Origin of the sequence: Paenibacillus sp. FSL R10-2796, assembly GCF_037965315.1 — a bacterium.
Lineage (GTDB): Bacteria > Bacillota > Bacilli > Paenibacillales > Paenibacillaceae > Paenibacillus_AQ > Paenibacillus_AQ odorifer.
Genome location: NZ_CP150178.1, coordinates 5,928,732 through 5,953,688, shown reverse-complemented (window position 1 = coordinate 5,953,688; position 24,957 = coordinate 5,928,732). Strand labels below are relative to the sequence as shown.

Annotated in this window: 17 protein-coding genes, 1 tRNA gene and 1 other annotated feature; of the genes, 14 read left to right on the top strand and 4 right to left on the bottom strand. The window is 45.4% G+C overall.

The window, feature by feature from the left end; translation table 11 throughout:
* Positions 1-26: 26 nt before the first annotated feature.
* Entirely contained in the window at positions 27-1,982 is a 1,956-nt protein-coding gene (locus tag NST58_RS26620; protein WP_076278018.1) for a glycosyl hydrolase family 18 protein, read from the bottom strand.
* 602 nt (positions 1,983-2,584) lie between these two features.
* Between NST58_RS26620 and NST58_RS26615 the strand changes: the two genes are divergently transcribed.
* The 4 genes from NST58_RS26615 to NST58_RS26600 all read left to right on the top strand — a co-directional run bounded on the left by NST58_RS26615 (position 2,585) and on the right by NST58_RS26600 (position 5,504).
* Positions 2,585-3,019 (top strand): NfeD family protein, encoded by a 435-nt coding sequence (locus NST58_RS26615; protein ID WP_076129202.1) that lies wholly within the window; start codon positions 2,585-2,587, stop codon positions 3,017-3,019.
* On the top strand, positions 3,019-3,954 hold the full coding sequence (locus NST58_RS26610; protein ID WP_076129203.1) for an SPFH domain-containing protein: 936 nt from the start codon (positions 3,019-3,021) through the stop codon (positions 3,952-3,954). The genes NST58_RS26615 and NST58_RS26610 overlap by 1 nt, the downstream gene beginning before the upstream one ends.
* A gap of 102 nt (positions 3,955-4,056) precedes the next feature.
* Positions 4,057-4,512: a cupin domain-containing protein gene (locus NST58_RS26605; protein WP_036686965.1), complete on the top strand. Its 456-nt coding sequence runs from the start codon at positions 4,057-4,059 to the stop codon at positions 4,510-4,512.
* 155 nt (positions 4,513-4,667) lie between these two features.
* Positions 4,668-5,504, top strand: coding sequence for an aldo/keto reductase (locus tag NST58_RS26600; RefSeq protein ID WP_036686969.1), 837 nt, complete (start codon positions 4,668-4,670; stop codon positions 5,502-5,504).
* Between the two features lie 99 nt (positions 5,505-5,603).
* Here NST58_RS26600 and asnB read toward each other — a convergent pair whose 3' ends face one another.
* Positions 5,604-7,448 (bottom strand): asparagine synthase (glutamine-hydrolyzing), encoded by a 1,845-nt coding sequence (gene asnB / locus NST58_RS26595; protein WP_339244714.1) that lies wholly within the window; start codon positions 7,446-7,448, stop codon positions 5,604-5,606.
* Positions 7,449-7,592: 144 nt separating this feature from the next.
* Between asnB and NST58_RS26590 the strand changes: the two genes are divergently transcribed.
* Together NST58_RS26590 and NST58_RS26585 are read left to right on the top strand one after the other, a co-directional pair.
* On the top strand, positions 7,593-7,949 hold the full coding sequence (locus NST58_RS26590) for a hypothetical protein (RefSeq protein WP_036686975.1): 357 nt from the start codon (positions 7,593-7,595) through the stop codon (positions 7,947-7,949).
* A 209-nt stretch (positions 7,950-8,158) separates the two neighbouring features.
* A tRNA-Arg gene (locus NST58_RS26585) sits at positions 8,159-8,232 on the top strand.
* 1,514 nt (positions 8,233-9,746) lie between these two features.
* Here NST58_RS26585 and NST58_RS26580 read toward each other — a convergent pair.
* Complete coding sequence (locus tag NST58_RS26580) at positions 9,747-10,655, bottom strand: serine hydrolase (protein ID WP_076278017.1); 909 nt, start codon at positions 10,653-10,655, stop codon at positions 9,747-9,749.
* A 444-nt stretch (positions 10,656-11,099) separates the two neighbouring features.
* On the opposite strand from NST58_RS26580, the gene NST58_RS26575 reads away from it, so the two are divergent.
* The 7 genes from NST58_RS26575 (at position 11,100) to NST58_RS26545 (ending at position 22,121) form a co-directional block, all read left to right on the top strand.
* Positions 11,100-12,113, top strand: coding sequence for a LacI family DNA-binding transcriptional regulator (locus NST58_RS26575; protein WP_076142395.1), 1,014 nt, complete (start codon positions 11,100-11,102; stop codon positions 12,111-12,113).
* A gap of 24 nt (positions 12,114-12,137) precedes the next feature.
* Positions 12,138-12,887 carry an alpha/beta fold hydrolase gene (locus tag NST58_RS26570; protein ID WP_248549555.1) on the top strand — a complete coding sequence of 250 codons (750 nt, stop codon included), beginning with the start codon at positions 12,138-12,140 and terminating at the stop codon, positions 12,885-12,887.
* Between the two features lie 62 nt (positions 12,888-12,949).
* Positions 12,950-13,873 carry an ABC transporter permease subunit gene (locus tag NST58_RS26565; RefSeq protein WP_036687012.1) on the top strand — a complete coding sequence of 308 codons (924 nt, stop codon included), beginning with the start codon at positions 12,950-12,952 and terminating at the stop codon, positions 13,871-13,873.
* A 17-nt stretch (positions 13,874-13,890) separates the two neighbouring features.
* Positions 13,891-14,790, top strand: a complete 900-nt coding sequence (locus tag NST58_RS26560; protein WP_036686985.1) for a carbohydrate ABC transporter permease — start codon at positions 13,891-13,893, stop codon at positions 14,788-14,790.
* 57 nt (positions 14,791-14,847) lie between these two features.
* Positions 14,848-16,452: an extracellular solute-binding protein gene (locus tag NST58_RS26555; protein ID WP_076129208.1), complete on the top strand. Its 1,605-nt coding sequence runs from the start codon at positions 14,848-14,850 to the stop codon at positions 16,450-16,452.
* A 109-nt stretch (positions 16,453-16,561) separates the two neighbouring features.
* Positions 16,562-18,730 carry a beta-glucosidase BglX gene (gene bglX / locus NST58_RS26550; RefSeq protein WP_076281897.1) on the top strand — a complete coding sequence of 723 codons (2,169 nt, stop codon included), beginning with the start codon at positions 16,562-16,564 and terminating at the stop codon, positions 18,728-18,730.
* Positions 18,731-18,776: 46 nt separating this feature from the next.
* Entirely contained in the window at positions 18,777-22,121 is a 3,345-nt protein-coding gene (locus tag NST58_RS26545; protein ID WP_339244711.1) for a cellobiose phosphorylase, read from the top strand.
* A 58-nt stretch (positions 22,122-22,179) separates the two neighbouring features.
* On the opposite strand, the gene argS is transcribed toward NST58_RS26545, so the two are convergent.
* Positions 22,180-24,045: an arginine--tRNA ligase gene (argS, locus tag NST58_RS26540; protein WP_339244710.1), complete on the bottom strand. Its 1,866-nt coding sequence runs from the start codon at positions 24,043-24,045 to the stop codon at positions 22,180-22,182.
* A 40-nt stretch (positions 24,046-24,085) separates the two neighbouring features.
* Positions 24,086-24,304 (bottom strand) — a binding site (T-box leader).
* Between the two features lie 249 nt (positions 24,305-24,553).
* Between argS and NST58_RS26535 the strand changes: the two genes are divergently transcribed.
* Positions 24,554-24,913: a hypothetical protein gene (locus tag NST58_RS26535; protein ID WP_036687001.1), complete on the top strand. Its 360-nt coding sequence runs from the start codon at positions 24,554-24,556 to the stop codon at positions 24,911-24,913.
* The last annotated feature ends 44 nt before the right edge of the window (positions 24,914-24,957 follow it).

Genomic DNA, 24,957 nt, shown 5'->3' with positions numbered 1-24,957 from the left:
TCAGGAACGATGCTTCCTGCAAGTCTTTAATTGAGCTTCCATAGCGCAGGTGTGGTGGCTGGCTCCCAGCCCTGAAGTGAAGTGTGGGGCTGCAAGCAGGTATATGTTTTTCCGTTATAAGCGACGACATCACCTGTTTTGTACGCAACGCCTGTTCCCCAGCTAGACCCTTCCGAAGTAGGCGTAGCGGTAGGTAAAGGAGTTTGTGTAGGTGCAACGGTTGCAGTTGGTGTTGGCGCTAAAGTAGGCGTAGGTGCAACGGTTGCGGTAGGCGTTGGTGCTACCGTTGGTGCTACCGTAGGTGTTAAAGTTGGGGCCACAGTTGCAGTTGGTGTTGGTGTCGCTGTTCCGCATACGCTGATGAATTTCCAGACCCCATCAGTTCCGCTAAGATCAGGACGATCCCCTTGCGTCCACCACTTGGCTTCATAGACTGAGCCATTGTAGGAGACACGCTGTCCGCCAGTGTATACGGTTGTTGCACCCCAGGTCGCTGCTGAACATTGTCCCGGTGTAGGCGTTGGGGTTGGCGTCACGGTTGCAGTTGGTGTTGGAGTTGCAGTAGGTGTAGCGGTTGCAGTTGGTGTAGGTGTTGGTGATGTGGATGGTGTCGGTGTCGGCTGCACCACTCCGCCACCAAGATCGGCGTTTAGTTTATTGGTTAGTGTTTTGTTCCGGTCACCACTTGTTTCCCAGAACATAGCACCTGCAAGACCTTTGGACTTCAGGTAGCTGATCTTGTGGCCAAAGGATTCTACGTCGTCATAACTGATAAAGGTTTGATTTGTTGGATTATAGAGATAAGGCACTTTGGATGTATCATTCCAATAGCGGGTATAACCGTTTTTGTTGATATAATTGGCTTCGAGATCATAGAAATCATAGCTGCCTTTTTCCCATGTACCCGTTGGTGAGATGCCAGCGGACACTTGATATTGGCCGTTTCCTGAAGCAGGAGCTCCGCCCCAACCACGACCGTAAAAAGCCATGCCAAGTACAAGCTTGTTCGCAGGTACACCATTCGCAAGATAGGAGGTTACCGCTTTATCGATGTTAAAATTTTGCGGTTCGGTTAAGCCCGAAGCGGAAGCTGCGGGATCATAGTACAACGGAGCATTATGTCCAGTGGTGGTGTTCCAGCTCCCATTAAAGTCATAGGTCATAATATTGATCCAGTCGACAACGGAAGCAATGCCGGCCAGATTATTATTGTTGATATACGTTGGGCCTGCCCCGGAAGCAATGGTCAGCAGATAGGTTTTTCCATCCGCCGCGCCGGCTGTATTCAGCTTTTCGCGAACTTTTTGCAGCAGCAGTACATAGTTTTCTTTATCTTCAGGACGGTAGCTATTGCCTGCGAGTCCACCACTTACTGGATATTCCCAGTCGAGATCCACGCCGTCCATCTTGTATTTTCGAATAAAATCAACCGCGGAATTGGCAAAAACCTCACGGGTCGCAGCTGTCGCAGCTACATCCGAGAAACGGTTCGACCAGGTCCAGCCCCCAACGGAGATTAGGGTCTTCAGGTTCGGGTTCTTTTCCTTCAGCTTCCATAGCTGCTTCAGGTTACCTTTGATGGGATCATCCCATTTGTCATCCCCGAAGCTTTTTCCAGTGTCAATCCACGGGTCACCAAGAACAATCGTACCGTTCGGAACGCTGATGGCTTGGCCTTGCTCATTCTGGCAAGACCAGGTCACCGGATTAGGTCCGGTGGGGTCGGGATTGCCATGGATGCCATTCCAACAAATATCCGCAAAAGCGTAGTTAATGACATTCATTTTGGTAGGATCGATATCAGTTACATTGTAAGCACGCCCGTAAGCGGCCCATGAAGCGTAATAACCAACCAGTTTGTAATCCTGTGCGGCGTTGGCTGTTTTGGGACTGCCGCCCAGGGTGGAAAAGAGTGTCAGAACAAGCGCGGCGATCATCGCAATTGCAAAGGTTTTGCGTGAAGCTTTTTTCGTGAAGATCATTGAATTTCTACCTCCTAGATTCAAAGTGTAGTTCGAAATTCTTTTCGGCAAGATGTCCTGACCTTCACCTCCCGTCGGTTGTAGTGCACCATCACCCTTGGCGTCCCTATCATTCTATTGAAGTTCAATTCGTAGATTCAGCAGCAAAAAAGCAGCGGTCCAAATCAAGCCTTACCCAATCAGTAAGCGCTTTCTTTTATGCTTTTTGTGTGCTGCTGTTTCTTGGATTTTAAAAGATGTAACATGCTGTGTATGGTTTGAATGAATAGAGGAGGTTGTTTGGAAGTTGGATAATTAGGATGAATTAGATATAAATGGGTGATGGTAACTCTTATTCTCAAGCATAGCTTGCAATTGCGCTAGGGATAAAATCAGGTGATATAGGGGGAGAATTTTCTAATTTATAGTGACTCTTCAAAAAGTGAACCCTTTTGGATTTGTATACTCGCCTTTTATCAAGAAACTCATGAAGAAACACATAACCACCGATGTAATGAATATAAATCATATACATGCCTGAAATATTTATTTATGGAACTATGCAACGCATCGATGTTTCTTTTCGTTATAGTAGTATCATACGGAAGGTGGTGGGCTCACCGATGGTTGTGTGGGTGTTTTGGCTGATCGCAGCCGGTGTCCTGTTTGTTGTTGAGATGATGACGCTTACTTTTTATTTATTGTGGCTTAGTATTGGTGCTTTGGCCGCAGGTTTGGTGTCGCTGATTGTTCCCGAAGCCATTTTGTTTCAGGTGGTCCTTGGATCACTGGTCGCACTTGGTCTGACTATATTCTCGAAACCACTGGTTTCAAGATTTCGCCATTCACGTGGGTTCAAGGATACAGGTACAGAAATCATCGGTAGGCAAGGAGTAGTTGTTGAGCCGATAGAGCAGGGACGTTACGGGCAAGTGAAGGTAGGCGGAGATACGTGGAGCGCGAGCTCTGATCAGAATCTGGGCAAGGATGAGGTTGTAAGAGTAGTGAAAAGAGGCACGACGATTATCGAAGTAGAACGATGGGGGGAAATGAACTAATGCAATGGGCAATTATCGCAATTATTATTGTAGTGGTCGTAGTTTTTGTGGCATTAACAGTCAAAATCGTACCACAGCAACGGGTAGGCGTAGTGGAAAGGCTCGGTAAATTTAATCGTCTGCTGACACCGGGGTTGAACATTCTGATTCCTGTAATTGATCAGGTGCGCACGTACCATGATTTACGGATTCAACAAGCGAATGTACCTCCACAAACGGTAATTACAAAGGATAACGTGCAGGTGCAGATTGATACGATTATTTTCTACCAGGTGGTTGGACCAGAGGAAGCTACTTATGGTATTTCTGATTATGTGTATGGGGTAAGAAACATTTCGACGGCAACAATGCGGCAAATCATCGGTAAGCTGGAATTGGATGAGACCTTGTCTGGACGGGAAAAGATTTCGACGGACATCCGTCTTGCTCTCGATGAAGCTACTGAGAAGTGGGGCGTACGGATCGAGCGTGTGGAAGTTATCGATATCAAACCGCCATTGGATATTCAGGAAGCGATGGATAAGCAGATGAAAGCAGAGCGGAGCAAACGTGCCATTGTTTTGGAGGCGGAAGCCGCCAAGCAGGATATGATCCTACGCGCTGAAGGGGATAAACAAAGTAAGATTCTAAAAGCAGAAGGCGATAAAGAAGCGCGTATCCGTCAAGCGGAGGGTTCTCGCCAGGCGCAAGAGCTGGAAGCACACGGTGAGGCTAAAGCGATTCAAGCCGTGGCAGAAGCAGAAAAATCACGCATTGAGCTAATTCGTTCGGCAGGTCTGGATGAGCATGTTCTGGCTTATCGTTCCTTCGAGGCTCTGGCTGAGATTGCCAAAGGTCCTGCTAATAAAGTGTTCTTGCCAACAAGCGCTGTTGAAACGCTGGGAAGTCTTGGAGCGATTGCAGAAGTCTTCAAAGCGAGCAAGGACAGTAAATAGATTTTACAATTCGAGCTTATTCCGTTAAAGTAAAAAGCAAAAACAACCTTATGCATAAGAAGCTATTGTTGTTCATGCTAACTTTGAAGGAGAGAAGCTACTGTGACGCAAAAAGAAATTTCACCGCTAGTTGAACTGCTTGGATTACAGCCTCACGTTGAGGGTGGTTGGTACAAAAGACTTTGGAATTCGGAATTTGAAATTTCGCAGGAAGTGTTAGGCGATAGCTATTCTGGATCACGTCATTCGGCATCTTCAATTTATTTTTTACTTCACGAAGGCGAACAATCTGATTGGCATACTGTATTGTCCGATGAAGTTTGGTTGTGGCATTCCGGTAGTCCAATCGTGCTAAGTCTCGGAGGTAATGGAGATAAGCCTGAGGATGTGCAGGAAGTTATTCTGGGTCTCGATATTGCTGCAGGCCAGCAGCCACAAGTGGTTGTTCCAGCGGGAGTATGGCAGGCCGCGCGCTCGTTAGGTAAAGAGCCGACGCTGGTATCCTGTATTGTTTCTCCTGAATTCCACTTTGATGATTTCAAACTAATTGAGAAATAAAGAAGAGCGGGGGCGCTTACGCCTCCGTTTTTTTATAAGGATTTGGGGAATGATGAAGCCATCTGCTATACTTTTTATGGTAGCGTTTGCTTCTTAAGTGGGTAAATAGGTTAAGTATGTTTAACGAAATAACAATAAGCTTGGAGGGTTAAGCGATGAGTGAATTAAATGCACCGTTCTCGGGTGGTCCTACTTTAAATGACGGGGTGACCATGCCGTGGCTGGGTCTTGGCGTGTATAAGACTAAAGATGGCGAAGAGGTTATTCATGCGGTCAAAACCGCAGTGGAATTAGGATATCGCAGTATTGATACGGCAGCCGGATACAATAACGAAGAAGGCGTAGGACAAGCTATTCGTGATTGTGGAGTGGCCCGGGATGAGTTGTTTATTACGACTAAAGTACGAAATCCTGATCAAGGTTATGAGTCTACGCTAAAAGCGTTCGAGGATAGCCGGCGCAAGCTGGGTCTGGACTATCTAGATCTGTATCTCATACACTGGCCGGTGGCAGGAAAATATCGTGAGACATGGAAGGCCTTAATTCATCTGCAAAAAGAAGGCCTCATCAAATCTATCGGCGTGAGCAATTTTCAGGTTCATCATCTGAAAGATATCATCGAGGATACCGGAGTGGTGCCTGTGGTGAATCAGGTGGAATTCCATCCGCTGTTGACTCAGCGCGAGCTGCTGAAATATGCCAATGAACAGGGCATTCAGCTTGAAGCATGGAGTCCATTAATGCAGGGGAATCTTGATCTACCGCTCTTAAAAGAGTTGGCTGAGAAGTATGGCAAGACCCCTGCTCAAATTGTACTTCGCTGGGATTTGCAGCAAGGTGTCATTACGATACCTAAATCCGTACATGCGGATCGAATCAAGGAGAATGCGGGATTCTTTGACTTTACGCTTAGTGATGAGGATGTCAAAGCTATCGAGGGCTTGAACAAAGACCATCGATTTGGCCCGGACCCGGACAACTTTAATTTTTAAAGATCGTAGAGTAATTATTGCAAATACAAGCCAAACAGCAAGCCACCGGATACGGGGACTTGCTGTTTGGCTTGTCGGTTACCTCAGTTCTCTACGTGCTTATTGGATGGAGACGTTATATTTACGCAGCCAGAGATCCACTTGGGCGAGGTAAGCAAACAGCTGAGGACCGGACATGAGCTGGCCGAACCAAGGCAGATTGGTTGAGGATTCCGGGGAAGCGGCGATCTCACGGATTTTGGCAGCATCAATTAGCGGAAGTAGGGGGGAAGTGGAGTCATCCAGAATGTTTAATACCTGAGTTCGTACCGCATTTAAATAGGCAGGATTATGAGTTTTGGGGTAAGGGCTTTTTTTGCGGTAGAGCACATCGTCTGGAAGAATGCCTTCAAGAGATTTACGTAAAATCCCTTTTTCACGGCCCCCCAGATTCTTGATTTCCCACGGAATATTAAATACATATTGAACGAGTCGGTGATCACAATATGGAACACGTACCTCTAGCCCTGCGCCCATGCTCATTCGGTCTTTACGGTCTAGCAGAGTAGGCATGAAGCGGGTGATATTCAGATAGGACATGACGCGCATTTGTGCTTGTTTTCCCGTCTCTCCATCCAACTTCGGAACTTCAGCCACCGCATCACTATATCTGTCACCCAAATATTCCAGTGGACGAATCCACTCGTTAATTTCTGGGGAAAGTAGACTTGCACGCATTTTCGGAGCAACTGACCAAGGAAAAGTGCCTGAGGAGAGCATTTCCTCACGGTGGAACCAAGGGTATCCGCCAAAAATCTCATCCGCAGCTTCACCGGAAATAGCTACTGTCGCGTTCTTTTTAATCTCCCGGCAAAATAAGTACAAAGAAGAGTCTACATCGGTCATCCCTGGTAAATCCCTAGTGTACAAAGCATTATCCAGCGCTTCTACAAGCTCTGGGGTATCGAACGAGATGTAGTGGTGGTTTGTATTCAATTCATCGACCATTCGTTTAATCCAGGGCCCATCTGCTCCCGGCTGGAAAGTATGACTTTTGAAATGTTTGTCGTTATCTACATAGTCTACGGAATAAGTATCCACTTGTCCCTGACCATTCCGGTTGTAGTAATCCACTGCAAGTGCCGTCAGCGCACTGGAATCCAGCCCTCCCGACAAAAGAGAGCAAACAGGGACGTCTGAGACCAGTTGGCGTTCGAGTGTATCTTGGAGCAGTTCACGCACCTTAGCGGCTGTCTCTGCTTCATTGTCAGTATGCTTTGCGCTCTCCAGCTTCCAATAGGCATAACTGCGCAGACCTTCACGGCTATAGATCATAGCATGACCTGGACAAAGCTCTTGCATATCCTTATAAACACCATGACCCGGTGTACGCGCTGGACCGATGATGAAGATTTCTGCGAGACCTTCAGGACCCACGATTGGTTGTACCTTGGGATGCTGCAGCAACGCCTTAGGCTCTGAGCCAAAAACTAGGACATCATCAACCTTGCTGTAGAACAGGGGTTTCACACCTAAACGGTCACGTGCAAAAAAGACTTGGTCCCGCAGACCGTCCCATACTGCAAAAGCAAAGATTCCATTGAGCTTCTCTGCGCAATCCGGCCCCCATTCGATATAGGAATGCAGCAGCACTTCTGTATCGCACTGGGTGCGGAATTGATGCCCTCGCTGCTTAAGTTCCTGTTTGAGTTCGAGGGCGTTATATAATTCGCCGTTGTAAACAATCGCGTATACCTGTTCCTCATGGCGGGTGATCATGGGCTGGGCACCGTTCTCCGGATCGATAACGCTAAGTCTGCGGTGACCGAAAGCACAGGGGCCTGAGATCCAGGTTCCGGCTGCATCGGGGCCGCGGTTTGCTAAAGTTTCAGTCATTTTGACCAGCAGCTGCGAGTGCTGAGTGAGATCTCCGCGCCACTGGATAAATCCGGTTATTCCGCACATGATGGTTCATCCTCTCTTTTGTGCGATTGTTGTCCTTACTTTTTTGCCAAGTAATACAGATATATGCCGAAGGAAGGCATAAAATGTATGTCCTTATCCGAACACTAGGGGAGAGGGGAATTTGCCAGGAGGGAAGGATGACAGGTGTATTATATTAAAGACGCCAAAATTCGCAGAATGATGGAGTACGATGGTGCGCCTTGTGCAGAAGTGGGTGTTTTGCCGGGTGCTGTTAGTGATCCTGCGCTTTTGGTGTATATCGTTGAGGATCGGCGTGAAGAAGGATATGAGATTGTCCGTATTCTGACTAATGATGCTGATACCTCCACCGATTGGTTTGATAACAATATGCATGACGCTTTTCAAGATGTGACCTCGAGTGCATTTACAGGCAGTAACTTCATGTCGCCAGAAGATGAGCATTCCAAGTTTCAACGAGAATTACTCACTTTTGGGGATTTAAAAAAGCAGCTGGAGAAGCGTTTTCGAAAGCTGGAGTAAATATCGAAGGTTTGTAAAACGCACACTGGAATGGCTGAAAAGGACGGCAGAAATGCCGTTTTTTTCATTTCCTGTGGTTACGCTGATGTGTGAAAAAGCTGCACCGGAAACACTTTTATTATTTTTCTAAGTTGTTTTGACTTGAAAAATCCGCTGAATAAGGTATAATAAATATCGTTGCGTCAATACATAGTATTTATTTCTTATATGTCCCGGTAGCTCAGCTGGATAGAGCATGCGCCTTCTAAGCGCACGGTCAGGGGTTCGAATCCCTTCCGGGACGTCAATTAACAGCCTTCCTTTGGGAAGGCTGTTTTTGCGTGCGGGAGTTTTAGTTCGAGGTCACACACGGGGTGCCTTTGTCTTCCTTCTTGATCTAAATGTTGAAATTCGAGTCATCGTTGAACATTAAACTTCGAACGACTAGATCACATTTACACCTATGCAGTAGCTATCGGACCCAGATGACCTTAAATGCTGAGAAATGCGGAATTTGCGATGTTATCGGACTCCATCGTCACTATTGATGCCAAACGTGCCCCAAAAGAGCCGCTTTCTCAAGAATAGCTGCTGTGGAGTCCGAAACGTTTCTCAAAAGGCGATAAATGAGTAAATAACGTCACCTGAGTCCGCGAGCCTCCTCGGTCTGAGTAATGCTGGTTACTTGGTGTGTTGAGCTACTAACCATCATAGAACATCAAGCTTCCAGCATCTAGCCCACATTTGTACATACGCAACAACTATCGGACTCAGATGTCCTTAAATGCTGAAAAGTGCCACATTTGCGATGTCATCGGACTCCATCGTCACTATTGATGCCAAACGTGCCCCAAATGAGCTACTTTCTCAGCAATAGCTGCACTGGAGTCCGAAACGTTGTTCAAAAGGCGATAAAAGAGTAAATAACGTCATCTGAGTCCGCGAGCTTCCTCAGTCTCAGGAAATACTGGTTACTTGGTGTGATGAGTTACTTATTTTGCACATACGCAGCAGCTATCGGACCCAGATGACCTTAAATGCTGAAAAGTGCGGATTTGCGATGTTATCGGACTCCATCGTCGCTATTGATGCCAAACGTGCCCCAAAAGAGCTACTTTCTCAGGAATAGCTGCACTGGAGTCCGAAACGTTGCTCAAAAGGCGATAAAAGAGTAAATAACGTCATCTGAGTCCGCGTGCCTCCTCAGTCTCAGAAAGTGCTGGTTACTTGGTGTGATGAGTTACTTATTTTGTACATACGCAGCAGCTATCGGACCCAGAGGACCTTAAATGCTGAAAAGTGCGGGATTTGCGATTTTATCGGACTCCATCGTCGCTATTGGTGCCAAACGTGCCCCAAATGAGTCGCTTTCTCAGGAATAGCTGCACTGGAGTCCGAAACGTTGCTCGTAAGGCGATAAAACAGTAAATAACGTCACCTGAGTCCGCGTGCCTCCTCAGTCTCAGAAAGTGCTGGTTACTTGGTGTGATGAGTTACTTATTTTGTACATACGCAGCAGCTATCGGACCCAGATGACCTTAAATGCTGAAAAGCGCCACATTTGCGATGTCATCGGACTCCATCGTCGCTATTGGTGCCAAACGTGCCCCAAATGAGCTACTTTCTCAGGAATAGCTGCGCTGGAGTCCGAAACGTTGCTCAAAAGGCGATAAAAGAGTAAATAGCGTCATCTGAGTCCGCAAGCCTCCTCAGCCTCAAACAGTGCTGGTTACTTGGCGGTGTTATGTACTAATCGCCGAAGAATGTAAATTACCCATTATGCGCACGCTAACCTCAAGCCATAAAAAAAGACCGCTCCTAAAGAAGCGGCCAGATTTCCTCCCAGACGGTATCCAGGATTCCCTGCATGTTATCTTCCATGCTGTTAATTGCAATGACTGCTTGAGCGTCCGGCACCACAAGACAGAATTGTCCATGAGCGCCATCGGCACGGTAAGCGTCGTGGGAGCAGAGCCAGAATTGGCAGCCGTATCCTTCTCCCCAGTCGCCGTTTCCATCATTGTCGATCTGTTTTTGTGTAACAAAATCGATCCATGCTGCGGGAATCAGTTGCTGGCCCTGCCACTTTCCTTGCTGTAAAAGCAGCTGTCCAAACCGGCTTAACTCTTCCGTGCTAATCTGAAGTCCGGCACAGCCAAGGGTTACCCCTTGAGGTGTTGTTTCCCAATCGACATTGTTTATGCCCAGAGGTGCAAACAAACGAGGTACCAGATAATCCTTTACGGTTTGCCCGACGCGGGCTTGCACCATTGCAGAGATCATAATGGTATCTCCGCTGCTGTATGTAAATTTCTCTCCTGGAGCTCTGTCTAAAGTCAGAGCCAAATAATGCTGCACCCAATTTTTATCCTTCAAGGCTAATCTCTCTTCAGCCCAAAATGGAGGGGAGTCGTGCCCTGTACTCATTCGCAGCAAATCGAACAAAGTTATATCTCCGGGCTGCATGGATGGAGGTGTTGGTTTAAGAGGAGAGGCGTACTCCGGAAAAACATCTTTAAGCGTTGTTTCCAGTGTCAACTTCCCTTCATCAATGGCAAGACCTACTGCCATACAAGTAAAAGACTTGCTGACGGAATGCTGCAAGCGCCGAATATCCTCCGTGAGATCCAGTTTTCCCACAAGGTTTCCGTTTTGAAGCACACGAACATTGAAAATATTCAGGTTTCGTTCACGAGCCTTAGCTGCGAATGGAGCCATGTTCAACATAAAAAGAGTCCTTCTTTCTCTTGATATTCCTAGCTAGGATAGCGAAGTGACAAAAAGAAAAACTAGAAAAATGAGTGGAAACGTTTTCTGTTATTGCGATAAAAATCGCTAAATTGATGGTATTCCATTCTTATTTTAAAGTCAATAAAACAAGGAAAACTATTGTTTGATATATAAATACCAATTATTTCTAATTTATAGATTGAATAACTATAGACTTATTGTAATTTTAACCAAATAAAAAGTGATGAATCACAATTTTTTTTGCCTTTTTAGTTGACTTATAAAAATTACCTGTTCATAATGGACGAAGTAAGCGAAAAAAACGCGCTAAGGACTCAAAATGATGTCGTGGGAAACGTTTCCCATCATTTCATGCGTTTCCACAACCTGATTTTCATCGGGTGAAGGGGGGACTCATCATAGGAGTGGAGCAAGGTAAATATGAATATCAAAGATATTGCAAGGCTATCAGGCGTGGGTATCGCCACAGTCTCCAGAGTAATCAATAATAGCGGTGTTGTAAGCGATACAACTAGAGCTAAAGTGATGGCGGTTGTTAGAGAACATAACTATATTCCAAACGGTAATGCGAGCAACTTGAAAAAAACGCGATCCAATACCATAGCGCTAATGGTAAAAGGGATCTCAAACCCGTTTTTTGCCGACATGATCAAAGAAGTTGAACGCCAGGTGAACCTACGGGGATGTCCGCTAATGATCCAGCATGTAGAAGATGGAGTAGACGAGATCGATATCGCTCTACAGCTTGTAAAAGAAAAAAATCTATATGGCGTAATTTTTATGGGCGGAACGTATGATCACTCCGAAGATAAATTCAAACAATTAAAAATTCCATTTGTTCTGACTACCATCACGACTACAAAAGAAGTCGATCCTGCTGTTTTTTCAAGCGTGATCATTGATGATCTTCAGGAATCTTATAAGGCTGTCAGCTATTTAATCTCATTAGGACATCGCAATATCTGTTTTTTAGCCAGATTTCCTCTGGTGCAAAATACAACAGGTAACCGGCGGCTTATGGGTTATATCAAGGCGCTTGAGGAGCATGGAATTGAGTACGACCCTTCAATGGTAGAGGACTGTGAATATAGTCCAAGCTCAGGCTTTACAGCTACCAAACGTCTGCTCAATAAGAAAAAAGATATCACTGCTGTTTTTGCTGCATCAGATACGATTGCCATTGGGGCGGCTAAGGCGTTATTGTCCTTGGGCTTATCAATTCCAAATGATGTTTCGATTATCGGATTCGACGGGATTGAAATGGCAGAATATTATCATCCATCTCTGGATACGATCAGCCAACCCGGAGTGGATATGGCGAAGGCCAGTGTTGAAATTTTGTTTGACCTGATCACAGGTGATTCGCAAAACAAACATATGGTATTCGAATCCGTACTGGTTAAGCGGGGATCTTGCAAGAAAATAAACAAATGAATAAGAACGAAAAGGAGATAACTCATGGCATTATTAACAGTTGAGACAGGCTCTCCTACCTTGAGAATGACAACGACCATCAGCATTATCTCCCCCGTCGATTCAGGCAACATGTCTGGAGGAACGCTCTACCTGCTGCATGGTGCTGGTGATAACGCCAGTACTTGGCACAGGATGACTACTATTGAGCAGTATGCAAGTCAATATGGTTGTACAGTCATAATGCCCCAAGTAAACAGGAGCTACTATACAGACATGGAGTACGGACTGGATTACTTCCACTATGTGACCCATGAGCTTCCCGAGCTTTGTGGCCGAATGATGAGGTTGGATGATAATCCGCAGAAGACGTATATCGCTGGTTTATCGATGGGCGGGTATGGCGCTCTGAAATGTGGACTTACCTATCCCGAGCGTTACAGCAAAGTGGTTTCGTTATCAGGAGTTACCGATCTCCAGAAACGATTAAACGATCCGCAAATGTCCAAGGACATGGCGAGGGAGATGGCGGGTACTTTTGGAAAACGCTTACAAATTAAGCCGGATCAGGATCTGTACGCTTTAGCCACTAAATTGGTCGACGATAAACGTAACCTGCCTTCGATTCTGACTTGCTGTGGTTCGGAAGATCCGTTTGTGGAGATGAATCGGGAATTCGCAGCTTACCTAGAGACGACCCCTTATGAATTTCAGTATGTTGAGACCTCTGGAACTCATGAATGGCGATTCTGGGAGGAACATCTGAAGACAACCTTTGATTTCTTGTACAACTAAAAGACATAAGCAGAGTGAGGAGATGCAAATTGAAATCCGAAGTTGCAATACCGGCTAAAAAAATGAACGACAGCAGATTCCAACTGTTCCTAAGGGAAGTCTGGAAGAACAGAATGGTCTATACTCTGGTGCTTCCTGGACTAGTGTGGCTTTTCCTATTCGCTTATCTGCCGATGGGTGGTCTATCTCTGGCTTTTAAAGATTTTAAAGCGAATTTAGGAATTTGGGGCAGCCCATGGAGCGGATTCGAGAATTTCACCTATGTGTTCCGTGACCCGGCTTTTATTGACGCCGTATGGAGAACGTTAACCATTAACATTGGTAAGCTGATTATTCAGTTCCCTTTTCCAATCATATTGGCATTGCTGCTGAATGAACTACGCATGAATCGTTACAAAAAAGCTTTACAGACGGTGTTCACATTTCCGAACTTCCTGTCATGGATCGTAGTATCCGGGGTTGTTATCAATGTGCTTTCCTATGATGGTCTGGTCAACAGCCTCATTCAAATGTTTGGCGGGACAGGCATTAACTTCCTAGGTTCTGAAAAAATGTTCGTTCCGATGTTGTATCTTACGGATATCTGGAAATCAGCAGGTTGGGGAGCCATTATCTTTATGGCCGCTATCTCTGGTATTGATACAGACCAATATGAATCCGCACAGATTGATGGTGCTACACGCTTGCAGCAAATGTTCCGCATTACTCTGCCTAACATTCTTCCGACGATTACGATTATGTTTATCCTTTCTGTCGGTGGCCTGATGTCATCTGGATTTGACCAAATCTTTAACTTGAGCAACGCTGCAACGAAAAACGTCTCGGAAGTACTAGATGTGTATATCTACCGAATCACGTTCCAGTCTTCAACAGACTTTTCATTCTCCACTGCAGTCAGTTTGTTCCGTTCACTTGTTAATATGATTCTGCTGATTCTGGCAGACAGAGCTGCCAAACTTATGGGCGGAGACGGTTTATTCCGGTAAGAAAGGAGTGCAAATGTATGAGTAAAAAAAAGCTGACAATTATGCAAGACCATAAAAAAATGACCGCTATGGATTATGTGATTTTCGTAATTCTGAGTGTAGGCGCTTTGGCCATTCTTATTCCATTCTGGAATGTCATTATGATTTCTTTTTCTACGCAAAAAGAATACGCTGATAACCCTATGATGTTATTTCCGAAGAACCCAACACTGGAATCCTATCGGGCACTCTTTGCTGATGGGCGGATCGGGACAGGGTATTGGAATACCTTTAAGATCTTAATCTTAGGACTCCCGCTTAGCTTGTTCTTGACGACAAGTATGGCTTACGGCCTTAGCCGCAATAAATTCCCGGGTAAAAAGCTGATTTTTATGCTTGTCCTGTTCACAATGATTTTTAATGGCGGGATTGTACCTTTGTACCTGGTGATGAAGGATCTGCATCTGACAGGCAACCTTTGGTCAGTTATTCTGGCAGGAAGCTTCAGTGCGTTTAACCTGATTCTGATGTCGAACTATTTTAGCAGTCTGCCTGAGTCCCTGATGGAATCTGCGCGACTTGATGGTGCTGGGGAATGGAGAATCCTATTCTCTGTAGTCCTGCCATTATCTGCTCCAATCGTAGCTACCATCACACTGTTCTACGGAGTAGCCTTCTGGAATGGATGGTATGACGCCATGATCTTCCTGCGGAAAGCGGATCAGATGCCACTGCAGAACGTGTTGCGATCTATCATTATGGAAGCCCAAGTGAATGCATCGAATGCCACAAGTGTTGACGCAGTGGGTAAACAATCATTCTCCATGGGTATGAAAATGGCGGCAGTATTCGTTACCATGGTTCCTATTATGTGTTTCTTCCCAATGCTCCAAAAGCACTTTGCCAAAGGGGTACTTACAGGGGCTATCAAGACCTAGTGGTTTATGATTTATCCATATAAAAGAGGGTCAGTCACACAATTTAAGGAGGACAAAATGAATATTTTAAAAAGAAAATCTGTAAAGTCAATCCTTGCCGGTGTTTTATGTCTTACTCCAATCATGTTGGCAGCATGCTCAAGCTCAGACAACAATGCTAATAGCGGAAATTCAGGCAATCCAACAGATGGATATAAAGATGAGTTGAAGATTTCGTTAGCCAGTACCATTAAGACAACAGAATCTGATTTTGATAACGTGTATCATAAATATTTTACGGATAAGTTCAATATTAAATGGGATTACAACTATATTGAATGGGATTCATGGGCTGAGAAGCTTCGCCTATGGATTAACTCTGGTGATCTTCCTGACGTAGCAAGCTGGAACTATGTTCACGGTGATGCGCTTAATTACATTGATCAAGGGCTGCTGTACAAGCTGCCAGATGACTGGAAAGAACGCTGGCCGAATGTGGCAGCCGCTTATAAGCTGACAGGACTTGGCGATGAATTGGAGAAAGCGGTAGGTGGCACTTATGTTCTGCCAAGACCGGTATACTTTGAGAACAAGCCGGCAGATCCGCTCATTAACCAAATCGGAGTAATTGCTCTGCGTTCTGACTGGGCTAAAGCCGTTGGTTTTGAATTGAAGGATGCCTACACTACTACAGAACTGATGGAATTTGCTAGATTGCTTAAAGAGAAAGACCCTGGCAAGGTAGGAGATAAACTCATTCCTATTTCTTATGACATCAACGATGCTTTGACTAATATTGTAATGGCTAATAGCGTGCATTCCAGAGTAGAGTCAGCATTCTATAAAGATGCAGATGGCAAATACCAATGGGGTCCAGCCAACGATGAAACGTTAGCGGCACTGAAAGAACTTCAAACTACTTATAAAGAAGGATTACTGCACCCTGAGTTTTATACTTGGAAAAATGGTGAATCTGGCCAAAAGTTCACAGTTAACGGTGTTTCCGGTATTACGAGTCTAGGTGGTTTGGCTTCTTACAGAAAAGACATGGACGTTAAAATGAAAGATAACCTAGGTGTAAATAGTGATGACCTAGTACACACAGCTATTGTACTTGGCGATGACGGTAAATATCGTAACCTCGATCAAGTTAACTTCTGGTCTGCTGTAATCTTCTCGCCAGATATTAGCAAAGAGAAATTTGAACGGATTATGGACTTCATGGAATATACAACAAGTAAAGAAGGTCAATTGACCGTTAACTTGGGCTTTGAAGGAACAGACTGGAAAAAAGGCGAAAATGGCGAATTAATCAGCCTACTCCCTGAAGGAACAACATTGGATAAGAAATATCCGAACCGTTTTGAAGGACTGTATGTCTTGGCGGATGACTTTAGTGTCGTGAACCCTGCGATCAAAAAAGAATATCGCGATCGTTCTGTAGAACTGTTCAAGGAAAAAGCTGAGCTTGCGTTAAAAGACAAAGCAACGGCTGAATATGACTGGGACTACCAGTTGTATGATTCCAAGGCTAAAAATCAGGCTTCCTTTGACTATGCTACAGAATACACTAACCTGATTTTGAAACCAGGCGATCTAGAGGCGAACTGGAAAGAATGGGTTAAGAGCAAACAATCCCTCGTTCAGCCGGTTCTAGATGAACTAAACAATCTAAAAAAATAGCTTTCGCCCTATGCATGTAGGAATGAACCTACAGGACCCGCGTGCAATTCTTGCACACGGGTTTTTCCATTCATAGGCATCGGCAGAATTGAACAATGGAGGATTTGAAATGAATGAGCAGCAACTGACTACCTTGTTGAACCAGATGACGCTTGAAGAAAAGATTGCACAATTGCAGCAGCTAGCCGCTAATTTCTATGAAGGGGCAGAGGATGGAGGACAAATCACTGGCCCTATGGCATCCATGGGAATTACGGACCACATGATCGAGAGCAGCGGCTCTGTACTTGGTCTATCAGGTGCAGCGCAAGTCATTGCGGTTCAGGAAGCCCATTTACGCAAAAATAGATTGGGCATTCCCTTGCTGATGATGGCGGATATTGTGCATGGCTTCAAGACGATTTTTCCGGTCCCGCTGGCAATTGGCTGCTCTTGGGATATGGATCGCGCAGAGCTGAGCGCCGAGATTGCGGCTAAAGAAGCGGCAGTCTCCGGTGTGCACGTTACTTATGCGCCAATGGCGGATCTTGTACGGGACCCACGTTGGGGAAGAGTAATGGAATCTACAGGAGAAGATCCATATTTGAATGGTAGGTTTGCCCGTGCGTTTGTGCGCGGATTTCAAGGAAGCGACTTGACTGGTGATGTAGATCGTCTGGCGGCTTGTATTAAGCACTTTGCTGCCTATGGTCTATCCGAAGGCGGTCGTGATTATAATACGGTGGATTTATCGGAACGGCAGCTGCGTGAATATTATCTGCCGGCCTATCGTGCAGCACTGGATGAAGGTGCAGAAATGGTCATGACTTCATTTAATACGATTGATGGGATTCCGATAAGCGGCAACGTCAAGCTGCTTCGCCAGCTGCTTCGTGAGGAATGGGGATTTGATGGCGTATTGATTTCGGATTGGGGTGCAGTGAAGGAACTGATCCCACATGGTGTCGCCGAGGATGAGGCTGAGGCAGCACTTAAAGCCATCAAAGCTGGTGTAGACATCGAGATGATGACGGCTTGTTACGTTCATCAGCTTCCGGCGCTTGTTGCAGATGGACAAGTAGATGAAAAGATTATTGATGAAGCTGTGCTTCGTATTTTGAAATTGAAGCAAAGATTGGGCTTGTTCGAGCATCCGTTCCGCGGAGCTGACGTCGAGAAAGAGCGTGAGGTAATCTTCTGTGAAGATCATCGAAATGCGGCGCGTGAGTTGGCGGCTAAATCCTGCGTACTGCTCAAGAATGATCAGGTTCTGCCGCTTGCTGCAGAGCAACGGATTGCGCTAATTGGACCGTTTGCTACTAGCGGTGATATTCTTGGACCGTGGTCGTGGTTGGGTTCAACGGAAGAGGCAAGCCGTCTTGCACCAGCACTTCAAGCTCGCGCAGGTGCGGGTAAGATTACTGTTGCAGAAGGTTCTGGAGTCGATAGCTTTACAGAGGAACAGTGGCTGGAGGCGGAAGCGGCTGCTAAGCAAGCTGATGTGATTGTACTGGCGCTTGGTGAACATTCAGAGATGAGTGGAGAAGCGGGCAGCCGTTCAGATATCCGTTTGCCGGAAGCGCAGCTTGAGCTTTTACAACGTCTGAAACAGCTGAATAAGCCTATCGTGGTGGTGTTGTTTAATGGACGTCCACTAGACTTGGCCGGTGTGTACGAGCATGCAGATGCTATTCTGGAAGCTTGGTTCCCGGGCAGTGAAGGCGGAGCGGCAATTGCCAGTCTACTTTATGGAGATGAGAATCCTTCAGGAAGATTAACGATGTCTTTCCCGGTATCCGTTGGGCAGATTCCAGTCTATTACAATCATTTCAACACTGGACGCCCACTTCATGCTCCGGGTGCCGACAAACGTTATGTCTCGCAATATCTGGACATTCCTAATGAACCGCTTTTGCCATTTGGTTTTGGACTGAGCTATACGACATTTAGCTATAGTGAACCAATTCTGTCCGGTGATATCATGACTGAAAATCAGCCTATTGAAATAAAAGTTACGGTGACCAATACTGGAGAAGTGGATGGGGAAGAGGTAGTGCAGCTGTATATCCGAGACATTTCCGGAGAGGTCGTCAGACCAATGAAGGAACTGAAGGATTTTGCCAAAATCAACCTCTCACCAGGGGAAAGTCGTGAAGTGACCTTTACACTTACCGAACAGCAGCTTCGTTACTATCATAGCGATCTAAGCTTTAGCAGCGATCCGGGACGATTTAAATTATTCGTCGGTTCGAACAGCAATGAGGTTAAAGAACGGGATTTTTGCTTAACATTAGCATAAGTAGAATATATACGGCAGTAACGCCGTAATGGAGGAAGTGTATAATATGACTACTAATTTGAATACTAACATCCGTTTAAACGCCGGGGATCTATCCTTCACTTTTACAAACAGCGGGGACTTGTTCCAAGTCCTCTACGAACGGACAATGATCAATCAATTGCTGCCAAGCATTGTGGATGGTTCATTATCCAATCTATATTTGCGAGTGCACAATGATGGAAACATTCAAGCCATTCCTTTGCTGGGCATTCATTCTTCAAGCACTGTACGTAAGGCTGGAAACCGTTTGGTTTGGGAAGGTACTGCGGAAAATATTGAATATCAAGTTATTTTCACCCCTACTGCAGGAGGAGCTTGGTTCTGGGATGTGAAGCTTACTGGACAAAATGCAGAGGTAGATCTTGTGTACGGACAGGATGTAGGGATTGCTGATATCGCCGCTGTCCGCAGTAATGAAGCTTACCTGTCACAGTATATCGATCATGCGGTATTTGAGGATCAATCCAACGGGTACGTTGTTTGCTCTAGACAGAATCAGCCGCAGGGCGGGAAATTCCCATATCTGCAACAGGGTTCACTTACCAAGGCAACAAGCTTCTCAACAGACGGTTTTCAATTCTTTGGACTGTCCTATAAAGAAACCAACCAACCAGAGAGCTTGGGTCGTGAGCAATTAAGTAATGAGATCTATCAATATGAATTTGCATATACTGCGCTGCAATCGGAACGGGTGAAGCTGAGCGGGGAAACACGGTTTGTGTTCTACGGATTGTTTAAGCAAGATCATCCAGAAGCGATCACTGCGCTAGAATTTGCTAATGATATTGCTGCGGCTTGGGATGCTGTTAAAGATTTACCTTTAGAAGCTGAAGCAGCACTTGAACGTTCTTTCTTCTCGAAGGAGCTGGGAGCACCGCTGGCTGCAGATTCGCTGACAGAGAAAGAGATCGGGGTCTTGTTTCCGGTTCGTTATCAGGAGGAGAGAGAAGGAGACACACTACTTTCCTTTTTCACGGAGAATTATGAGCACGTAGTATTAAAAGAGAAAGAAATGCGCGTAGAACGGCCACACGGCCATATCCTGATGAGTGGGGATAACGCTCGACTTAATGATAAGGTCATCACAACAACTTCTTATATGTACGGGATCTTTAACTCCCAAGTGGTAATTGGAAATACCAATTTCAACAAGCTAATGTCCAATCCAAGAAATGCGCTTAACATTCCAAAAGCTTCAGGACAACGCATTTATGTAGAGTGGAACGGTGAATATCGTTTGCTGACCATGCCTTCTCTATTTGAGGTTGGTTTCAACTATGCTCGTTGGTATTACAGAACAGATGGTGAATGCTTCATTATTACGAACTACACCACCGAAGATTCGCCAGAGATATTCCTGAATGTGCGTTCGGAAAGCGGACGAGCTTATCGTTATTTAGTCACTAATCAAATCACTATGAACGTTAATGAATACGAGCTTCCATATCAATCTAAGCAAGAAGGTGGAGCAGTAATCTTCTCCGCTGACAGAAGCGCACTAAGTGCTGGTGAATATCCTGACTTACAGTATAAATTAAAGGTACAGGGTGCGGAGTTAACTCTGCAGGATGAAGGTAGACTTGTCTCTCCGGTTCAACCAACTGAAGCGCCGTTAGCAGTTCTGGAGCTGTCTGCCAGCAGTGAATGGACCTTGAATATTCAAGGGCTTCTGGATGGTAAGTCACTTGCTCCAAGAAATCGTTCAGCTGAGGAAGAAATTTCTGCTTATCGCGCGTTTTATGCTGGTGTGATGAATGGCTTCCGCCTGACGCTTGGGGACGGAACAGAAGGTGAACTGTTTAAGGTTAACGCTCTGACTTGGTGGTACACACATAACATGCTGGTTCACTATTCGGTTCCACATGGTTTAGAGCAATATGGTGGCGCTGCTTGGGGAACAAGGGATGTATGTCAGGGACCTGTGGAATATTTCATGGCTACGCAAAAATACGAACAGGTTCGGGAAATTTTGCTGACGCTGTATAGTCATCAATATGAAGATGATGGCAACTGGCCACAGTGGTTCATGTTTGATAAATACACGAAGATACAACAAGAAGAAAGTCATGGAGATATTATTGTATGGCCGCTTAAGGTGCTTGGAGACTACTTGGCAGTAACTCAGGATTACAGCATCTTGGGAGCAACAGTACCGTATACCCGTAAGCACAGCTTTGACTTTACAGAAGAAAAGGCGACGTTGCTGGATCACGCACGGAAGGAAATTGCTTATATTAAGGATCATTTCCTGCATGACACACATCTGTCTTCTTACGGTGATGGAGACTGGGATGATACGCTCCAGCCTGCAAATCCACAGCTGAAGCAGTATATGGTCAGCAGCTGGACAGTGGCACTTACCTATCAGACACTTAATCAGTTCTCAGAGGTGCTTCGTTCAGTTGATCAAGCTGAGGCAGAGGAACTGAAGGCGATGGTGGAAGGGATCCGTGAGGATTTCCATACTCATATGCTTCAATCCGAAGTGATTCCTGGCTTCCTGTATATGGAAGACCCTGAGCAAATTAAACTTATGGTGCACCCAAGTGACACAGAAACAGGTATTCAGTACCGTCTGCTGCCTATGACGCGCAGTATGATCAGTGAGCTGCTTACTCCGGAACAGGCCGAAGCACACTATGATGTCATTCAGGATAAACTATTCTGCCCTGACGGTGTGCGTCTGATGAATCGTCCAGCTCAATATGTTGGCGGGGTCAGCACTCATTTCAAACGTGCGGAGCAAGCGGCTAACTTTGGCCGGGAAATTGGACTTCAGTATGTGCATGCACATATCCGTTATGTAGAGGCTATGGCTAAGCTCGGTAAAACCGATCAGGTCTGGAAGGGTCTGGCAGCGATTAATCCGATCGGAATCCGCGATGTGGTGCCAAACGCTGAACTACGTCAAGCTAACTCCTATTTCAGTAGCTCGGATGGTAAATTTAACACCCGTTATGAGGCACAGGAGAATTTCGATAAACTGCGCAATGGTGACGTAGCTGTTAAAGGTGGCTGGAGAATCTATTCCAGCGGTCCTGGGATCTATATGAACCAGTTAATCTCGAATGCACTGGGGATCCGTACGGAAGGTGGAGACTTAATTGTTGACCCTATTCTGCCGGAATCGCTGGATGGAATGCACTTTAGCTTTGAATATGCAGGCACTAAGGTAGACTTTATCTATCACCTTACAGGTCGTGAGATTAGTCAAATTACTATCAACGGTACGGAAGTGCAAACAGAAGGTACACCTAACCGCTATCGTAGTGGTGGTGTTCGCATCAAACGTGCGGACTTTGATCGTCTCAGCACGGAAGCTGGAAATGTGATAGAGATTTATAAGTAACATATATATAGAAGGGCAATCTCCGCGTTAAGCGCGGAGATTGCCTTTTTTGTGTTTTTTACATTCGGCTCGGTGTCGGTAACCCAAGCACTTCGAGCACATCTCCCAAGATGTCCTTGAATCTTGAAGTGAGCCAGAGGCGGAATTCGATCGTAGCTGGATCTCCTTTTAGAATCGGACATCCAGAATAGAAGTTGTTGAACAGTGTAGCTAAGGTATGTGCGTAAGTGCAGAGCGTATTTGGCGTTAACTCTATACTTGCTGAATGTAATATCTCCGGCCAGAGGCTTAGCTGTCTTAGCAGGGCAAGCTCTGCTTTTTCCAATTCGGAAGGGAACTGAAGCTGTGCGGCAGCTGTAAGGATTGGGATCGTAGCTTTACTCAAAACGCTTGTCGCACGCGCAAAAGTATACATCAGATAAACTCCGGTATTGCCGGATATTTCGGTAGCCTGTTTGAAATCAAACACGATTTCCGTTCCTAAATTAAACCGTAGCAGATAGTAGCGAATCGCAGCAGTGGCAATCAATCGGCTGGAGAGGCCGTCTTTATCGGAACGTGAGTGCTCAATGTTCTGTTCCATAAGCTCCACCAGATCGCTTACCTTAATCCCGATTCCCTGACGTCCGGACATAGCATAAGAAGATTTGCCTTCTGAAATATCTATACCCAGCTCGGCCGCCGAAGCGGGACTAAGAGATACAACACCATAGCTCACATGATGGAGTTTGTCTGCTTGCTCGTTATAACCTAGTGCCCCTAAGGCTTGCTTAACCATCTGTTGTGGATATTCCTGTCTGTAATCGATCACATTGATGACTCTGTCCGCCTGCCCATAAGATTCTTGGGTTCCAGTTAATCCAGTTGTCCATAAACCGGACGAGAATTCGCTAAAGGAGAAATCTTTGGTCAAAAGACCAAATTTCCAGAGATGATAGGCAATATCTTTGGCTGTATACGTTAAAATCCCATTCGAACGCACCAGCACCTTATCGAGCTGATGCTCCTCTGAATCCGCTCCAATGTTAGCCTCTGTTCCTTGCTTCAGCACCCAGCAGCCTGCGAGTTTACCTTCAGTCTCTTGTACAAAAACGGCTGTCTGCTTCAGTAGCTCAGCTGCGGCTGCCCAAAATCCCTCTTTTAAAATACTGCTCTCCCATACCAGCAAATCATAATAAATTCCAAAATGTTTCATTTCCTCTACATGCTCTCTAACGATGCGTTCAGCTACAAGGTTGCCCAGCCAGGCTTCGTTACCGCCCCCTTGTTCAAGGGAGTGCAGTATATCTGTGCGCTTATGTGTCATCTCAGGGTTCAGCGCATATTCTTTGTTCACTTTGGCATAAAGATCCCAGCAAAAATCACCGAAACGTTGGTGTTCCCCTTCTAAAGATATATTTAATAATCCAACAACTGTATCCGCCAGCTGATTGCCGAGATCATCAATGTAGTTATGGACCTCTACGTTATACCCAGTTCTTTTCATAATTCTGACTAGAGTATCGCCGATACAGGCGTTTCTTAGATGACCTACGTGAGCGGCTTTGTTGGGGTTGATAGAAGTGTGCTCGATGATGACTTTTTCCCCAGTGCTGGCAGGCAGTTCAAAGGAATGTTCAGCCCAGCTTTGCCAATTCATATACAAATTGATAAATCCGGGAGCAGCGATTTCAACTTTTTGTAAAAGACCGGCGAAGCGCCCTTGGAATTGAAGCTCTGCTTTCACTAATTCTGCTATGACCATTGGGGATTTACGTAGAGTTTTGGCTAGCTGCATAGCGATATTGCATGAATAATCACCATGCTCTAGATTAGCTGGCTGTTCGATCAGAATTGTAACATCTTTTGGGTAGGCAACTTCTAAGGTGTGGAATACTTTTTTTACACTTTGTTCAATGCTGTTTTTGATGATTTGATTTAACATGGTATACCCTCCTTTGAAAATACAAAAAAGCCCTCGTCTCAAAAGAGACGAGGGCTTTAGCGCTCGCGGTACCACTCTCGTTGCTGAACAAGTTGTTCAGCCACCTTACGGGATAACGGCCTTCAGCCGGGACTTCCTACTAAGGTTCAGAAGTCCATCTCACGGGTGCGCTTCATTAAAGGGATCTGTACCGGCTTACACTCTCCCGGCTCGCTGAGGACTAGATCTCGTTAACTACTCTCCCGCTCATCGATGCTTAATTAATTTTTACCAGTATACCTAATATTTCATAAAAAGCAATAGTGGTTAGCTTCTTAACAATCTTGGTTGCTCTTTGTTGTTAGCTTATCAGATTAGTAGATTATAAATTTGGAAAAAGAAGGCTGTCTTGTTATAGGACCAGCTGTTCCTTTGCACAACAGTCCACACGCTAACTCAAGCCAAGGAATATTACTATACGGAGCCACTAATCTTTCAAATTGTAGTGGAAGGGAGGAGTGAATAAAACATGGCTATTTTTTCTACTGGACCTATAGATAACAGCCCGATCCTAGGGGTCAGACCGTCGCAACTGGTAACCGTAAAAGTAGTTAATCGGGATTCTCTTAATCCTTATAATCTAGTTATTCAAGGTTTCCTTCTTAACGGATCAAGAACGATGTATGTGAATGAAACAGTAAATCTAGCACCTAATCAAGTTTTAACTAAGAACTATTTTGCCGACTTGGACGCATTTGAATTTGTGTTTACAACAGTAGAAGCGGTTGAAGCAGAGGTTGGGATTTCAGTCTGGGGTAAACAGAACTCAGGGGCATTGGTAGATCCTCATCGCATAGTTGCGTGGGAGAAGCAGGCAGTATTAATTTAATAATTATTTTTGTGACACAGTTAACGTTAAAGGAGTGATGAGAA

Excerpts from the sequence above, each read along its gene's own strand:
- bglX (WP_076281897.1), top strand. The coding sequence starts at position 16,562 with ATGAATGAGCAGCAACTGACTACCTTGTTGAACCAGATGACGCTTGAA.
- NST58_RS26620 (WP_076278018.1), bottom strand. The coding sequence starts at position 1,982 with ATGATCTTCACGAAAAAAGCTTCACGCAAAACCTTTGCAATTGCGATG.
- NST58_RS26570 (WP_248549555.1), top strand. The coding sequence starts at position 12,138 with ATGGCATTATTAACAGTTGAGACAGGCTCTCCTACCTTGAGAATGACA.
- NST58_RS26610 (WP_076129203.1), top strand. The coding sequence starts at position 3,019 with ATGCAATGGGCAATTATCGCAATTATTATTGTAGTGGTCGTAGTTTTT.
- NST58_RS26580 (WP_076278017.1), bottom strand. The coding sequence starts at position 10,655 with ATGTTGAACATGGCTCCATTCGCAGCTAAGGCTCGTGAACGAAACCTG.
- NST58_RS26555 (WP_076129208.1), top strand. The coding sequence starts at position 14,848 with ATGAATATTTTAAAAAGAAAATCTGTAAAGTCAATCCTTGCCGGTGTT.
- NST58_RS26545 (WP_339244711.1), top strand. The coding sequence starts at position 18,777 with ATGACTACTAATTTGAATACTAACATCCGTTTAAACGCCGGGGATCTA.
- NST58_RS26565 (WP_036687012.1), top strand. The coding sequence starts at position 12,950 with ATGAACGACAGCAGATTCCAACTGTTCCTAAGGGAAGTCTGGAAGAAC.
- NST58_RS26575 (WP_076142395.1), top strand. The coding sequence starts at position 11,100 with ATGAATATCAAAGATATTGCAAGGCTATCAGGCGTGGGTATCGCCACA.
- asnB (WP_339244714.1), bottom strand. The coding sequence starts at position 7,448 with ATGTGCGGAATAACCGGATTTATCCAGTGGCGCGGAGATCTCACTCAG.
- NST58_RS26535 (WP_036687001.1), top strand. The coding sequence starts at position 24,554 with ATGGCTATTTTTTCTACTGGACCTATAGATAACAGCCCGATCCTAGGG.
- NST58_RS26615 (WP_076129202.1), top strand. The coding sequence starts at position 2,585 with ATGGTTGTGTGGGTGTTTTGGCTGATCGCAGCCGGTGTCCTGTTTGTT.
- NST58_RS26560 (WP_036686985.1), top strand. The coding sequence starts at position 13,891 with ATGAGTAAAAAAAAGCTGACAATTATGCAAGACCATAAAAAAATGACC.
- argS (WP_339244710.1), bottom strand. The coding sequence starts at position 24,045 with ATGTTAAATCAAATCATCAAAAACAGCATTGAACAAAGTGTAAAAAAA.
- NST58_RS26600 (WP_036686969.1), top strand. The coding sequence starts at position 4,668 with ATGAGTGAATTAAATGCACCGTTCTCGGGTGGTCCTACTTTAAATGAC.